Annotated in this window: 13 protein-coding genes; 9 read left to right on the forward strand and 4 right to left on the reverse strand. The window is 69.3% G+C overall.

Translation table 11 applies throughout. The features are described from left to right. Positions 1–20: 20 nt before the first annotated feature. On the reverse strand, positions 21–557 hold the full coding sequence (locus tag WA670_RS05100) for a DUF4240 domain-containing protein (RefSeq protein WP_336157014.1): 537 nt from the start codon (positions 555–557) through the stop codon (positions 21–23). A 50-nt stretch (positions 558–607) separates the two neighbouring features. Then, complete coding sequence (locus WA670_RS05105) at positions 608–1,888, reverse strand: aspartate aminotransferase family protein (RefSeq protein WP_043837839.1); 1,281 nt, start codon at positions 1,886–1,888, stop codon at positions 608–610. 152 nt (positions 1,889–2,040) lie between these two features. On the opposite strand from WA670_RS05105, the gene serS reads away from it, so the two are divergent. The 3 genes from serS to WA670_RS05120 all read left to right on the forward strand — a co-directional run bounded on the left by serS (position 2,041) and on the right by WA670_RS05120 (position 4,885). Further along, complete coding sequence (gene serS / locus WA670_RS05110; RefSeq protein ID WP_078870231.1) at positions 2,041–3,309, forward strand: serine--tRNA ligase; 1,269 nt, start codon at positions 2,041–2,043, stop codon at positions 3,307–3,309. A gap of 90 nt (positions 3,310–3,399) precedes the next feature. Next, complete coding sequence (locus WA670_RS05115) at positions 3,400–3,807, forward strand: hypothetical protein (RefSeq protein ID WP_238603615.1); 408 nt, start codon at positions 3,400–3,402, stop codon at positions 3,805–3,807. Between the two features lie 76 nt (positions 3,808–3,883). Next, a complete protein-coding gene (locus tag WA670_RS05120) occupies positions 3,884–4,885 on the forward strand; it encodes a DUF3558 family protein (RefSeq protein ID WP_134664470.1) in 1,002 nt (333 codons plus the stop codon). Positions 4,886–4,904: 19 nt separating this feature from the next. Here WA670_RS05120 and lhgO read toward each other — a convergent pair whose 3' ends face one another. Both lhgO and WA670_RS05130 read right to left on the reverse strand, forming a co-directional pair. Beyond that, a complete protein-coding gene (gene lhgO, locus WA670_RS05125) occupies positions 4,905–6,089 on the reverse strand; it encodes an L-2-hydroxyglutarate oxidase (protein ID WP_037807063.1) in 1,185 nt (394 codons plus the stop codon). A 61-nt stretch (positions 6,090–6,150) separates the two neighbouring features. After that, positions 6,151–9,228 (reverse strand): BTAD domain-containing putative transcriptional regulator, encoded by a 3,078-nt coding sequence (locus WA670_RS05130; RefSeq protein WP_238603614.1) that lies wholly within the window; start codon positions 9,226–9,228, stop codon positions 6,151–6,153. 114 nt (positions 9,229–9,342) lie between these two features. Between WA670_RS05130 and WA670_RS05135 the strand changes: the two genes are divergently transcribed. The 6 genes from WA670_RS05135 to WA670_RS05160 all read left to right on the forward strand — a co-directional run bounded on the left by WA670_RS05135 (position 9,343) and on the right by WA670_RS05160 (position 14,384). Further along, positions 9,343–10,491, forward strand: coding sequence for a DegT/DnrJ/EryC1/StrS family aminotransferase (locus WA670_RS05135; protein WP_134727962.1), 1,149 nt, complete (start codon positions 9,343–9,345; stop codon positions 10,489–10,491). A 26-nt stretch (positions 10,492–10,517) separates the two neighbouring features. Further along, entirely contained in the window at positions 10,518–11,447 is a 930-nt protein-coding gene (locus tag WA670_RS05140) for an NAD-dependent epimerase/dehydratase family protein (RefSeq protein ID WP_134664465.1), read from the forward strand. A gap of 37 nt (positions 11,448–11,484) precedes the next feature. After that, positions 11,485–12,702 (forward strand): glycosyltransferase family 4 protein, encoded by a 1,218-nt coding sequence (locus WA670_RS05145; RefSeq protein WP_374204169.1) that lies wholly within the window; start codon positions 11,485–11,487, stop codon positions 12,700–12,702. Continuing rightward, the gene (locus WA670_RS05150; protein WP_043837830.1) at positions 12,702–13,319 is read left to right on the forward strand and encodes an acyltransferase; all 618 of its coding nucleotides are present in this window, start codon (positions 12,702–12,704) and stop codon (positions 13,317–13,319) included. The genes WA670_RS05145 and WA670_RS05150 overlap by 1 nt, the downstream gene beginning before the upstream one ends. 84 nt (positions 13,320–13,403) lie before the next feature. Continuing rightward, complete coding sequence (locus tag WA670_RS05155) at positions 13,404–13,976, forward strand: Uma2 family endonuclease (RefSeq protein WP_336157015.1); 573 nt, start codon at positions 13,404–13,406, stop codon at positions 13,974–13,976. A gap of 192 nt (positions 13,977–14,168) precedes the next feature. Continuing rightward, on the forward strand, positions 14,169–14,384 hold the full coding sequence (locus WA670_RS05160) for a hypothetical protein (protein WP_336157016.1): 216 nt from the start codon (positions 14,169–14,171) through the stop codon (positions 14,382–14,384). Positions 14,385–14,485: the final 101 nt, after the last annotated feature.

Consider the following 14,485-nt stretch of genomic DNA (forward strand, 5'->3'; position numbering starts at 1 on the left):
CAGCACTCGCACGGCAGGGATCAGTTCAGGTACGCCGCGGCGAGCCGGGGCAGCCTGCGCCGCATCTCTTCGGCGTCCTCGTAGTCGAACTCCCACTCGGGATCCAGCGGCGGGTACCGGATGGTGAACGAGTCAGCCGGAAGCTCCTCTCCGGTCGCGTCGATGTGCGCGCTCGAGGCGATGCCCAGGGTGGCTTCGCACTCCAGTTCTTCGCCGTCCGCGGCGGCCGCGCGCACCGCGGGCAACTCGGCCAGTTCGTCCGGGGCCGCCACGATCCACTCGAAGACCTCCCGGCCCTGCAGGACCAGCCAGCCGCGGAAGTACTCGAAGCCGTCGTCGGAGCAGCCGCCGTTGGCGAGGTAGGCGGCTGCCCACAGCGGGCCGCGGTAGGAGTCGGCCAGCAGGTCCCAGACGATCTGCTGGGCGGCCACGATCTCCTCCCTCGGACGCGCGGCGAGCAAGGCGCAGGCTTGTTCGGCTACCTCGTAGCTGTCTTCCGGTGCGCAGGCCTGGCCGCGTGCCTCGTCGATCAGGGCCCAGAACTGTTCGGTGTTCACGAGCACGGATCTTCGCACCGGGGTACGACAAAACCGGGCGGAGCGAGCGGTCAGGACAGGGCGGCCAGCGAATCGAGCAGGATCTGCAGTCCTTCGGCCGCCTCGGCTTCGGTCAGCGTCATCGGCGGCCCGATCCGCAGGACGTTCTTGTGCAGCCCGCCCTTTCCGATGAGCAGCCCGCGCTTTTTCGTTTCTTCCAGCATTTGCTTGGCGGCAGCGGTATTCGGCGTCGTGGTGCCTGGTTCGATCAGTTCGACGCCGATCATCAGCCCCTTGCCGCGCACCTCGCCGACGCAGGGGCTGTTCGCCGCGCGCAGGCCGCGCATCAACTGGTCGCCGCGGGCTTTGCAGTTGGCTTGCAGGTCGTGCTCGTCGATGTAGTCAAGGACGGCCAGGGCGCCCTGCATGGACACCGGGTTGCCGCCGAAAGTGGAGAACGACTCTGCCTGGAAGCAGTCCATGACGTCGCCCCGGGCGACCACGCCGCCCACTGCCAGGCCGTTCCCGAGGCCCTTGGCGAAGGTCATCATGTCCGGCACCACGTCGTGGGCCTCGATGCCCCAGTAATGGTCGCCGGTGCGGCCCCAGCCGGTCTGGACCTCGTCGGAAATGAACAGGATGCCGTGCTCGTCCAGGACTTCCTTCATCGCCTTGAACAGGCCGTCCGGCGGGGAGCTGAAGCCGCCCACGCCCTGGATCGGCTCGGCGATCAGGCAGGCCACGTCGCCCGCGGTGGCGGTTTCCAGGAGTTCCACCAGGTCGGCGACGCAGGCGTCGATGTAGGCGGTGTCCGGCAGGTCGCGGAAGGGGCTGCGGTAGCGGTAGCCGCCGTGGACGTAGTTGACCTTGATCGGGCTCAGCGACGACGCCGACCAGCCGCGGTTGCCGGTGATCGCGACCGTGCCGAACGACCGGCCGTGATACGAGTTCCGCATCGCCAGCACCTGGTTGCTGCGGCGGTACTGGGTGGCGAGCATCAGCGCGGTGTCGTTGGCCTCGCTGCCGGAGTTGGTGAAGAACACCTTGGCGTCCGGGATGCCGGAGCGCCGCGCGATCCGTTCGGCCAGTTCGACCTGCGAGCGGATCAGGTAGAGCGTCGAGGTGTGCAGGACGCCGGTGTCCAGCTGCTTGCGGACCGCGTCGCTGATCGCGGGGACGTCGTAGCCCATGGCGTTGGTGAGCACGCCGGCGAAGAAGTCGAGGTAGGTGCGGCCGGTGGAATCGGTCAGACGGCGATCCTGCGCGTGCACGATTTCGATCGGCTCGTCGTACAGCAGGGACATCCAGGACGGGAGCACCGCGCGGTGGCGCGCGAGCAGGTCGTCGGTCATGTGAGTTCCCTCCGCTCCGGGTTCTAGCGAGTATGGGGAGCGCGGGAAACGGGCGACAACGATCAGACTGTCGGGTTGTCTTCAGGCGGCTGTACACACTGTGCGCGGAGTTGGCGTATGGAGGTCATACGCCAACGACTACCCTTCTGTCCGTGATTGACCCCAGGACTCTGCGCGAAGACCCGGAAGCCGTGCGCGCGTCGCAGCGTGCCCGTGGCGAGGACGAGGGAGTGGTCGACAAGCTGCTCGACCTCGATCAGCGCCGCCGCTCTGCGATCGCGACCGCCGACAAGCTGCGGGCCGAGCAGAAGTCCGTGTCCAAGCAGGTGCCGAAGGCCTCCGCCGAGGACAAGCCCGCCCTGCTCGCCCGCGCCAAGGACCTGTCGGCGCAGGTCAAGGCCGCCGAGGTCGAGCAGAACGAGGCGTCGGAGGAGTTCGACAAGCTGTTCCGGATCCTGCCGAACCTGGTGCACCCGGACGCGCCGATCGGCGGCGAGGACGACTTCGCGGTGCTGAAGACCGTCGGCGAGGTGCCGTCGTTCGACTTCGCCCCGCGCGACCACCTCGACCTGATGGAAGGCCTCGGCGCGCTCGACATGGAGCGCGGCGCGAAGGTGTCGGGCTCGCGGTTCTACTTCCTGTCCGGCGTCGGTGCGCAGCTGCAGCTCGCGCTGCTGAACATGGCCGTGGCGCGCGCGACGGCGAACGGCTTCACGCCGATGATCACGCCGTCACTGGTCCGCCCGGAAATCATGGCGGGCACCGGCTTCCTCGGCGCGCACTCGTCGGAGGTGTACCGGCTGCGCGACGACGACCTGTACCTCGTCGGCACGTCGGAGGTCCCGCTCGCGGGCTACCACTCGGACGAGATCCTCGACCTCGCCGCCGGTCCGCGCCGCTACGCGGGCTGGTCGTCGTGCTACCGCCGCGAGGCCGGGTCGTACGGCAAGGACACCCGCGGCATCATCCGGGTGCACCAGTTCGACAAGGTCGAGATGTTCGTGTTCGCCAAGCCGGAGGACGCGGAGGCCGAGCACGAGCGGCTGCTGGGCTGGGAAGAGGACATGCTCGCCGCGATCGAGGTCCCGTATCGGGTCATCGACACCGCGACCGGCGACCTCGGCACGTCCGCCTACCGCAAGTACGACTGCGAGGCGTGGGTCCCGACGCAGGAGACCTACCGCGAGCTGACCTCGACGTCCAACTGCACCACGTTCCAGGCCCGCCGGCTGTCCGTCCGCTACCGCGACGACAACGGCAAACCGCAGACGGCCGCCACCCTGAACGGCACGCTGGCGACCACGCGCTGGATCGTCGCGATCGTGGAGAACCACCAGCAGCCCGACGGTTCGGTCCGGGTGCCGGTGGCGCTGCGTCCGTTCCTCGGCGGGCTTGAGGTGCTGGAGCCGGTCAAGCGCTGAACTTCGCGAAGGCGAGACAACCTCAGATGGAATCCGACAGAGCCCTGATCCCCGCTCTGCGCAAGGCCGGTGCGCTGGCCACAGTGGACTATGCGCTGGCGTTCGCCGTGCTCGCGGTCGCGGGCTGGCTGCTCTTCGCCGCGGAAAAGGGGACGCACGCGTCGTTCCGTCGGGCTGATCGCGATCGGCGGCGCGGCGTTCTGCCTCGTCGTCAACGGGGTCATGCTGGTCCGGGGGCGGGATCGGCGGCCGATGTTCCGGTCCGCGGACGCGCAGTTTCTCGCGACGCTCCGGCAAGGCGCCCTGCGGATCTGGCTGTTCGGCCTGCTGCTCGCGGCGATCGGCTCCGGCGTCATTCTGCTGGTGCCGAACTCGCATCCGTTCCGGCCGCAGGTGAACGGAACCACGATGGCCATCGCGATCGCCGCCGCCGCGGTGGTCGTGGCGGCCGCCGGGGTTTCCGCGCTCGTCCTGCGGCGCGCGGTGCCCAAACCGTGATCTCCGGTCCTTCCTTCCCGTTCCGCGGGTGCGGAACCCCGCTGCTCAGTAGGGTGCGGAGCGGAGGAGGCAGCTGATGAGGTGCAAACAAGCGGCGGTCGCCCTGGCGGCGGTCGCGATGCTGCTCGCCGGGTGCACGCAGCAGGTGAGCGGCGTGGCTTCGCCGGTACCGGGGCAGGGGCCGGTCACGCCGGTCGTCGAGCCGTGCCAGCTTCTCGACGCGAAGCAGCTCGCCGGGCTCGGCTACAAGCCGCCGGGCCGGTCGGTGAAGGCGCGCAAGGAACAGCGCGCGCCCGCGATGTGCTTGTGGACCGGGACGGACACCGACCACACGGTGGTCATGTCCGTCGGCTGGTCGGTGGACCTGAGCCTCGACGACTACCTCCAGGGCGCCCTCAAAAAGGCCGACCCGGTACAGCTCGGCGGCTTCCCGTGGACGCGCTACGCCGGGTTCATCAACGGCAGCTGCGACCTGTACACGACGCTCGGCCCGAAGTCGTTCGCCTTCGTGAGCGTGTCCTATCCGGACGACGCGCAGGCGTGCGAACGCGCGAAGAAGGTCATCCCGCAGGTCGCCGCGCATCTGCCGGGCGGGCAGCCCGCGCCGTCGATCGCGCCGAGCACGCCGCCGGAGGGCACCGCGCCGACCGGGCCGCTCGCGTCGGTCAATCCGTGCCAGCTGCTGAAGCCGGAGCAGGCGCAGCAGCTGAAAATGGTGCCGAACGGCGAACTCGACAGCTCCAAGGTCATCTCGCCGAACGTGACCTACTGCCTGTGGAAGGACACCGACGGCGACGGCGGGCAGAAGCCGTTCGAGGTCTGGGTCGGGCCGGACGTTCCGCTGAAACGCTGGCCCGGCATGGAGGTCGCGCCGACCGAGCAGATCGACGTGAACGGCCGGAAGTGGTCGCTGTTCCCGAACTTCAACGATTCCGGCGGCGTGATCTGCGCGGCCGGGCTCCCGGTTTCGGACACCGCCTCGATCCAGATCGTCAGCGGGCAGCTGGCCGACAAGACCAAGGCGTGCGACGCGATCAAGGCCGGAATCCCGATGGTGTCGGGGAACCTGCCTTCCTGAACCGTCTACATCGGACGGTTCAGTCGGTCACCCGGTCGGCGATGTACTTGGCGATCTCCAGCGCGCTCGTCGCCGCCGGGCTCGGCGCGTTGAGCACGTGCACCTGGTCCTTTGTGGACTCGATGAGGAAGTCGTCCACCAGCGAACCGTCCGGGCGCAGCGCCTGTGCCCGGACGCCGGAACCGTGACGCACGATGTCGTCCTCGGTCACCGCGGGCACGAGCTGCGCGAGGCTGGCGGCGAAGCGCTTCTTCGAGAACGACCGCAGCACCTCTTCGAGGCCGGTCGGGTACGCGTACTTGCGGGCGAGCTTCCAGGCGCCGGGGAAGCGGGCGACGTCGGCGAGATCCTTCACCGACACGTCCGCCCAGCGGTAGCCCTCGCGGCGCAGCGCGAGCACGGCGTTCGGGCCCGCGTGGACACTGCCGTCCAGCATGCGGGTGAGGTGCACGCCGAGGAACGGCAGCGTCGGGTCCGGCACCGGGTAGATCAGCCCGCGCACGAGGTGGCGGCGCTCCGGCTTCAGCTCGTAGTACTCGCCGCGGAACGGCACGATGCGCGCGCTCGGAGTGATGCCGGCCATTTCGGCGACCCGGTCCGCGTGCAGACCGGCGCAGTTGACCAGCGCGTCGGCGTGCAGCACCTCGGAGCCGGTGGCCACCTCGACCCCGCCGCCGCGAGCCGGGCGGATGCCCAGCGCGGGGGTGTTCAGCCGCAGGTCCGCGTCCGCCTCGTCGAGCAGCCGCACGAGCGCCGCGCACACCGCGGGGAAGTCGATGATGCCGGTCGACTCGACGCGCAGCGCGGCGACGCAGGACACCTCCGGCTCGTACTCGCGGGCCTCCGCGGGGGTGATCCGCTTGGCGGGCACGCCGTTGGCCTCGGCCCGTTCGGCGAGCGTGTCCAGCGCGGGGATCTCCTCCTCGCGGGTCGCCACGACGAGCTTGCCGCACACCTGCACCGGCACCCCGTACTGCCTGGCGAAATCCACAATGGACCGGTTGCCGCCGACGGACATCCGCGCCTTGAACGAACCGGGCTTGTAGTAGAGCCCGGCGTGCACGACGTTGGAGTTGTGCCCGGTCTGGTGCGCCGCCCAGCGAGCTTCCTTTTCGAGCACCGTCACGTCCTGGCCGCGCTGGGACAGCTCCCACGCGACCGACAGCCCGACGATTCCCCCACCGATCACAACTACGTTCCGCACGGCAGGGAAGGCTACGCGCTCCGGTGCGGCGCTGCGTACCCCCCGACGGCGTGGTACCCGTTCACTGAACCGGGGACAATCCGGCCAACGCGAGGCGGTGATGCGGTTCTAGCTGCTTACCGGCGGTGTACGCGGCGGTGAACCCGTCCGGTCCGAGCGCCTTCTCCGCGGCCTCGGTGACCTGCGCGACATCGTGCTGGCCGGGCACGGCGGCCCCGCGCACCGCGGCCGCCGCGCCGAGCAAAGCGGCGGCGTCGGCGAACCGGCCCTCCTCGGCGAAGACCCCGGCGACGCCCTCGAACGCGGTGGCCAGTGACCCGTGGTCATGCCAGCGGTGCGCGGTTTCGACGCCGAGCTGCATCCGTCGGCGGGCATCCTCCGGGCGGTGCTCGGCCACGTCGATCCAGCCGAGCGCGATCGACGCGGCCGCCCGCACGATGGCGGCCGAGAACGAGTCCGCCGCGCATTCGGCGAGCGCCTGCTCGGCCAGCGCCCGCGCACCGGCCAGATCTCCGGAGCGGCGGGCGATGCCGGACAGACCGACGTGACCGCTGGCTCGCGTCTCGGGCATCCCGGTGCGATGGGCGAGTTCGACGGTCCGCTCGTAGTCGGCCTTCGCGCCGGCGAGGTCGCCGCGCAACGCTCGGCTGTCGCCGCGACGGCACAGCAGGTCCGCGTAGTCGTCGGTCGCGCCGAGTGTCTGCATGAGCGACAGGGACTCGGTCATCGCGGCGAGCGCTTCCTCGTGGCGGCCGCGCAAAACCAGCAACTGCGACAGGTGGTCGAGCGCCATCGACAGCCCCCAGCGTTCGCCGAGCGCCCGGTAGCACGCTTCGCCTTCTCGCAGACCGCGTTCGGCTTCGTCGAGTTCCCCGGCGAGCATCGCGCGCAGACCGTCGCCCATCGGCACGAGCGCGGTGAGCCACGGGTCGGGATGCTTTTCGAGCCCGGACAGCCGGAGCCGCGCGTCCTCGTCGTCGGGCGGCCCGAGCACGACGCCGGACAGCATGAGCATCATCGGATGCTCCGGGGTCCAGGAGCTTTCTGCTAAGTACCGCTCCACATAGGACCGATAGTTCGCAGTCTCGGCGGCTTCCGGGGCGCCGGCCATCGCGGTCAGCAGGCACATGAGGAATTGCTCGCGGTGTCCTTCCGGCGGCTCCGCTTGGCAGTGGCGCACGATTTCCATCGACAGCGCCGCGCCTTCGTAACGTCGTCCGCGCAGCCACCAATACATCGACAGCGCGGCGGCGATCCGCAACGCGGTCGACGGATCTGCCGCGGCCGACCACCGGAGCGCGGCCACGATGTTGTCGTACTCAGCGTCGATTTTCCGCAGCCAGTCCAGCTGGTCCGCGGTACGCAGCTTCGGGTCGGCTTCCTCGACGAGCCGCAGGAAAACCTGCGCGTGGGCTTGCCGGAAGCGTTCGGTCTCGCCTGCGGCGTCGAGCTTTTCCGCGCAGAACGCGCGAATCGTCTCCAGCATCCGGTAGCGCCCGCTCGACGGTTCGACGAGCGACTTGTCGGCGAGTTCGGGGAGCAGGTCGACGGGGACGTCGCACACCTGCTCGGCGTACGCGAGCGTCGCGCCGCCGGTGAAGACGGTCAGCCGACGGGCGAGGCGGCGTTCGTCGTCATCAAGCAGATCCCAGCTCCATTCCACGACGCCGCGGAGCGACCGGTGCCGTTCGTCGGCGGTGCGGCTGCCGCGGGCCAGCAGCTGGAAGCGGTCGTCGAGCCGCGCGGCGATGTCGGCGACCGGCAGCGTGCGCACGCGGGCGGCGGCCAGTTCCAGCGCGAGCGGGAGGCCGTCGAGCGCGGTGCAGATCCGCACGACGTCGGCCGCCGTTTCGCCGGTCAGCTGGAAAGCAGGGTCGCTCGCCCGGGCACGGTCGAGGAACAGCCGGACGGCGGGGTAGGTCTCCGCGTCGGGTGCGTCGGGCGGTGGGACGGCGAGGCGGGGGACCGGGGCGAGTTGTTCGCCGGTGATGCCGAGCGGTTCCCGGCTCGTCGCCAGCACCCGCAGTCCGGGGCACGCGGGCAGCAGCTGCGCGACCAACCTCGCGGCTGCGGCGATGACGTGTTCGCAGTTGTCCAGCACCAGCAACGTCGCCTGGTCGCGCAAGGCCGAGACGAGACGGTCGACCGGGTCCTGTCGACCGCGGGCGCCCTCGCGCAGGCCGAGCGCGGTGAGGACGGCTTGCGGAACGTCGTCGGCGACGTGCGGGGCCAGCTCCACGAAGACGCACGGTCCCGCGTCCGCCGCGGCTTCGACGGCCAGCCGGGTCTTCCCGGTCCCGCCGGGACCGAGCAGCGTGACGAGCCGGGCCTGGCGCAGGAGATCCGCGACCTGCCGCAGTTCGCCGTCCCGGCCGACGAAGCTGGTGAGCTGCGCGGGCAACGGGGTCGCGGCGTTCGCCGACTCGCCGCGCAAGGCGGCCAGGTGCGCCTCGGTGAGGTCTGGACCAGGGTCCGCGCCCAGTTCGTCGGCGAGGGTGCGACGGGCGTCCTCGAACGCAGCGAGCGCTTCGGCGGTCCGCCCGGCGGCGTGCAAGGCCCGCACCAGCTGAGCCCGCGACCGCTCGCGCAGCGGGTTCTCGGCGATCGCGGTGCGCAGTTCATCGAGGACGTCGGCGGCGCGGCCGAGCGAGATCTCCGCGTCGACCCGGTCGGCAGCCGCCTCGGCGCGGAGTTCAGTGAGCCGGGTGGCCTGGACCTCTGCGGCGGGGACGTCGGCGAACGCCGGTCCGCGCCACAGCGCGAGCGCCTCGCCGAGCAGGTCGCTGGCCCGCGTCGGGTCGCCCTCGGCGAGTTCGCGCCGGCCCTCGCCGGCCAGCCGCTCGAACCGGTGCGCGTCCACTTCGTCCGGTTCGATCCGGAGGCGGTACCCCGCCGAGGTGAGTTCGATCGGCAGTTTCAGCGCGCTGCGCAGCCGCGAAACCTGCGATTGGAGCGCGTTGGCCGCGCCGTCCGGCGGTTCCTCGCCGTAAAGCCCGTCGATGAGCCGCTCGGCGGACACGAACCGCCCGGCGTCCGCCGCGAGCAACGCGAGCAGCGCCCGGCCTCGCGGGCCGCCCACGGCGACCGTCCCGCCCGCGCCGTCCCAAGCGACGACGGCCCCCAGCACCCCGATCCGCATCCCGTGAGCCTATGCCCGGAACGGGTGCTTACCCGTGGGTTCTGTCCCCGAAACAGGAGGCAAACGCGACTTCTATACACTTTGGCGCGACCCCGCGCAATGCGGGACACCCCGATGCACAGGAGATCTACAGTGGGCGAACCCGTCCTGCTCGGGAAGCCGACCGTCGGCGACGAAGAGCTCGCAGCCGTCGCCGAAGTGTTCCGTTCCGGCTGGCTGGCCGGCGCGGGTCCGGCGTGCCGTCGCTTCGAGGAGCGGTTCGCGCAGCTGACCGGCACCGCGCACGCTCTGACCACCAGCAACTGCGGCTCCGCCCTGTTCCTGGGCCTGAAGGTGCTCGGCGTCCAGCCCGGCGACGAGGTGATCGTCGGCGACTACACCTTCCCGGCGACCGGCCACGCCGTGCTGCAGGCCGGCGCGAAGCCGGTCTTCGCCGACATCCGCCCGGACATCTTCAGCGCCGACCCGGCCGCGATCGAAGCGCTCATCACGCCGCGCACGGTCGGCATCCTCGCCGTCGACGTCGCGGGCCAGCCCGGCGACTTCGACGAGTACCGCGCCATCGCCGACAAGCACGGCCTGTGGCTGTTCGAGGACGCCGCCTGCTCCGCGGGCGCGACCTACCGCAACCGCCCGGCCGGCAGCCTCGCCGACCTCGCCGCGTTCTCCTTCCACGGCCGCAAGGGCATCACCGCGGGCGAGGGCGGCGCGCTGGTCTCGGACCGCGAGGACCTGATCGCGCACGCGCGCAAGATCCACACCTACGGCATCGAGCCCGCGATCAGCCGCGAAGGCTCGGACACGCTGCCGATCCCGTCCTTCCACGAGCTGGGCTGGAACTTCCGGCTCTCGGACATCCAGGCCGCGATCATGGGCGTCCAGCTCGACCGCCTGCCCGACCTGCTCGCCGCCCGCCGCTCGGTGGCCAAGCGCTACCACGAGGCGTTCGAGGACGTCGACGCGCTGACCGTGCCGGTCGAGGCTCCCGACCGCGAACACCCGTGGCAGGCCTACCTGATGACGGTCGCCCCGGAGATCAGCCGCGACGCGCTGGCCCTGCGGATCCGCGAGCAGGGCGTGCAGTGCAACTTCGGCACCTACGCCTCCCACCTGCAGCCGGTGTACGGCGAGCAGCAGCCGCTGCCCGTCTCCGCCGACGCCTTCCGCCGCCAGCTGGCGATCCCGATGCACGCGGAACTCACCGACAGCGAAGTCGAGCGCGTGGTCACCACCGTGCGCGAAGCCGTGTCCGCTCTTTCCTGACCCGCCGACCTCCCTGAGGAGAACCCATGTCCGACAAGAAAGTTTTCTTCACCGGCGCCGGCGGTTTCATCGCCTCGCACGTGATCCCGATCCTGCTGGAGAAGGACTACACGGTCCGGATCTTCGACAACATGACCCGCGGCGACCGCGACCGCGTCAACGAGTTCGTCGCCACCGGCAAGGTCGAACTGGTCGAGAAGGACGTGCGCTACGGCGTCGGCGTCCGCGAGGCCATGCGCGGCTGCACGCACGCGATCCACTTCGCCACCGTGTCGATCAACAAGTCGATCGCGGACCCGGGCGAGTCGATCGACATCAACATGGTCGGCAACAACAACGTCTTCGCGGCCGCGGCCGACGAGGGCGTCGAGCGCCTGGTGTTCGCTTCCAGCGCCTCGGTGTACGGCGAGCCGGAGAAGCTGCCGATGCACGAGGACGACAAGCTGAACCCGCTCACCCCGTACTGCATCTCGAAGCGCGCGGGCGAGGACCTGCTCGGCTTCTACGAGCGCACCAAGGGCCTTTCCTGGAACGCGCTGCGGTTCTTCAACGTGTACGGCCCCGGCCAGAAGATCGAGGCGTACTACACCTCGGTCATCAACCACTTCATCCAGCGCCTGCGCGCCGGCCAGCCGCCGATCATCGACGGCGCGGGCGACCAGTCGATGGACTTCGTGCACGTGACCGACCTCGCCAAGGGCGTCGTCGCCGCGCTGGAGTCGGAGCAGTCGAACCTGCCGATCAACATCGGCACCGGCATCGACACCTCGATCGCCACCCTGGCGAAGATCCTCATCGAGGCGGTCGGCGTCGACGTCGAGCCGGTGTTCAACAAGCGCGACGTCCTCGTGTCCCGCCGCGCCGCGGACATCACCCGGGCCCGCGAGGTGCTCGGCTGGGAGCCGGAGATCACCGTCGAAGAGGGCATGCGCGCGTTGGTGCGGGACTCCGAGTGAGCCTCGCCGTCGGCGCGTCTTCCGAGGGGAATGCGTAATGAGCACTGCGGGCCCGGCCGAAGGAAAGCCCATGCGGATCGTGGTGGTGAACAACTTCTTCCCGCCGCGCGTGGGCGGGAGCGCGCACATGTCGGCCTCACTGGCCGCCGAGTACGCGGCTGCCGGACACGAAGTGCTGGCGATCACCGCTGCCTACGGTGACGCGCCGGCGGAAGAGGAGCGCGACGGCTACCGCGTCGTGCGCCTCCCCGCGGTGAAAATGCCGCAGCTCGGCTTGTCGATCGACTTCGACATGACGTTCGCGTCGATGCGGCCGGGCAACTGGCGGCGGCTGTGGAAGCTGCTGAACGAGTTCAAACCGGACGCGGTGCACCTGCACGGACAGTTCTTCGACCTGTCCTGGATGGTCGGCATCTACGCGCGCCGGCACAAGCTGCCCGTTCTGCTGACCATCCACACGCTGCTGATCAGCGAGAACAAGATGTACGGCCGCGTGTTCCGGGCGCTCGACGCGATGCTGGTGAACCCGGTGCTGAAGTACCTGCGCCCGCGCTTCGTCATCCTCGACAAGCTCGGCGTGGACTACTGCGTCGAGCGCTACGGCACGAGCGACGAGAACTCCGAGTACTTTCCGATCGCGGTGGACACCGGGCACTTCGCCAAGCCGGTGACCAAGGACGTGCGCGCGGAACTGGAGATCGGGGACGCGCCGCTGATCGTGTCGCTCGGACACGTGATCCCGCTGCGCAACCGCCTGCCGCTGATCGAGGCGCTGCCCGCCATTCTGGAGCGGCACCCCGGCCTGCGCGTGGTGATCGTCGGCCGGGTGTACCACGACGCGTTCCAGCAGCGAGCCAAGGAACTGGGCGTAGCCGACGCACTGATCGTCACCGGCGCGGTGCCGAAGGCGGACGTACCCGCGTACTTCGCGGCGGCGGACATCGTGACGCACGACCTGAACGGCGGCTGCGGCACCGCGTCCCTGGAGGCAATGCTGTCCGGCACGGCGACCATCGCGTCGGTCACCGAGGACAACTACCCGGGCATCGAACTGCACAACGGCGAGAACATCCTGCTGGTGCGGCCGAACGATTCCGAGGCGGTCAAGTCCACCGTGCTGTCCCTTTTGGACGATCCGAAGGAACGCGCGCGGATCGCCGAGCGGGAAGCCTCGATGGTCCGGGACAACTTCGGACTGGACGTAGTGGCCGAGGAACACCTGCGGGTGCTCACGAAACTGGTGGCGGACAACTGATGTTCTTCGACGACGAGCGCAGCAACCGGCTGCGCCCGATGATCCTGAACGACCTCGTCGCGCAGTACATGAACGACGCCGAGCGGGCCGCGTTCTACGGCCTGCCGGAGTCGTGCCGCGTGCGCGAGCGAGTCAAGATCGTCAGCCCGGACAACCTCACGATGGGCGAGCACTGCTGGGTCGGCGAGGGCGCGACCCTCGACGCCAGCGGCGGGCTGGAAATCGGAGAGCACACCAGCATCGGGCTGAACACGCTGGTGTTCACGCATTCGAGCTGGCTCGCGAACATGGCTCTGGAGAACCATTCCGGCAGCGACCTGATCGAACGCAAGCCGGTGAAAATCGGCAAGGGCTGCTTCATCGGCGGCCTCGTGGTGATCATGCCGGGCGTCACGATCGGCGACTTCGCGACGGTGCAGCCGAACTCGGTAGTCGCGAAGGACGTCCCGGCACGTTCCTTGGTGGCGGGCAACCCGGCGCGCGTGTTCCAGCGCTACGACGAGGAGTACATCGAGGCGGAGGTCAAGCGGGTCCGCGAGGAAAACGCCCGCCGCCGATCGCTGTCGGACGACTCGTCCGGGTGGGGCTCTCCGTCAGGCGACTTCACGGGGAAGTGATTCGGACACGGTGCGTCACGCGCTGGCGGATGCTCCGGGTAACATGGGACACTGCTCTCAGTCACTGTCGGTGAAGGAGACCTCATGAGTGTCCTTGAATGGCCTCACCGGCTCCTGACTCTTGACGACTGGGCGGACCTTCCGGCGCACCCGGAGGTCCGAGTCGAGGTCGTCGAAGGGGTCCTGTCAGCGTCGCCGCGTCCGATGTCGCTCCACCAGCTGATCATCAGCAGATTGCCGTATCTGCTGACGATGCAGCTGCCGCCGGAACTGGTGGCGGTAGGCGAATTCGAGACGGTGCTGGCCGAGCTCCCACCCACCGTGCGGGTGCCGGATGTGCTGGTCGCCCCGTCGGACCTGATCGAAGCCAACGTCCCGCGAGTCGGGGCGAGCGACGTTTCCCTGGTGGTCGAGGTGCTTTCGCCTGCCACCAAGGACGTCGACCTGGGTGCGAAGCTTTTCGAGTACGCCGATGCGGGGATCGAGCATTACTGGATCGTGGATCTGGATCCGCCGGTGAGCATGATTGCTTACCGGCTCATCGACGGCGATTACGAGAATTTCGGCGAGTATTCCGGTGCGGTGGAGCTGGAGGTCGCGGGTGTGCCGGTGAAGTTCGATCTGAACTCGTTGATCGACCCTCGTGCGCAGCGCTGACTCTCGAATCTTGCCGGTTTTCGCTGATTGGACAGGCCGCCCGGAAGACCGGGCTGAGGTCGTCGACGGAGTTCTCGTGCCGTCGCCGCGTCCGATGTGGTTCCACCTGCGGTCCGTGACGCGGTTGGCTTTCTTGCTCGACGAGCAGCTCTGCCCGGAAATGAGCGCTGGTGCCGAGGCGGAGCTGCTCCTGTGCGAGAGTCCGCTGACGATCCGCGTTCCGAGCTGGTGATCGAGCATTACTGGATCGTGGATCTGGATCCGCCGGTCAGCATGATTGCTTACCGGCTCATCGACGGCGATTACGAGAATTTCGGCGAGTATTCCGGCACCGTCGAACTCGAGGTCGCGGGCGCGCCGGTGAAGCTCGACCTGAGCGCACTTGTCGACCCTCGCGCGCAGCGCTGACCCGAACACCATGCGTCGCCGTTGAGACAAGACTGACCAGCCATTACGTCGACGCACGTCCCCCGCCCCCGTAACCTGGACACCAAGGCCACCGGGAAACA

Source organism: Amycolatopsis sp. VC5-11, assembly GCF_037034185.1.
Taxonomy (GTDB): Bacteria; Actinomycetota; Actinomycetes; order Mycobacteriales; family Pseudonocardiaceae; genus Amycolatopsis; species Amycolatopsis nivea.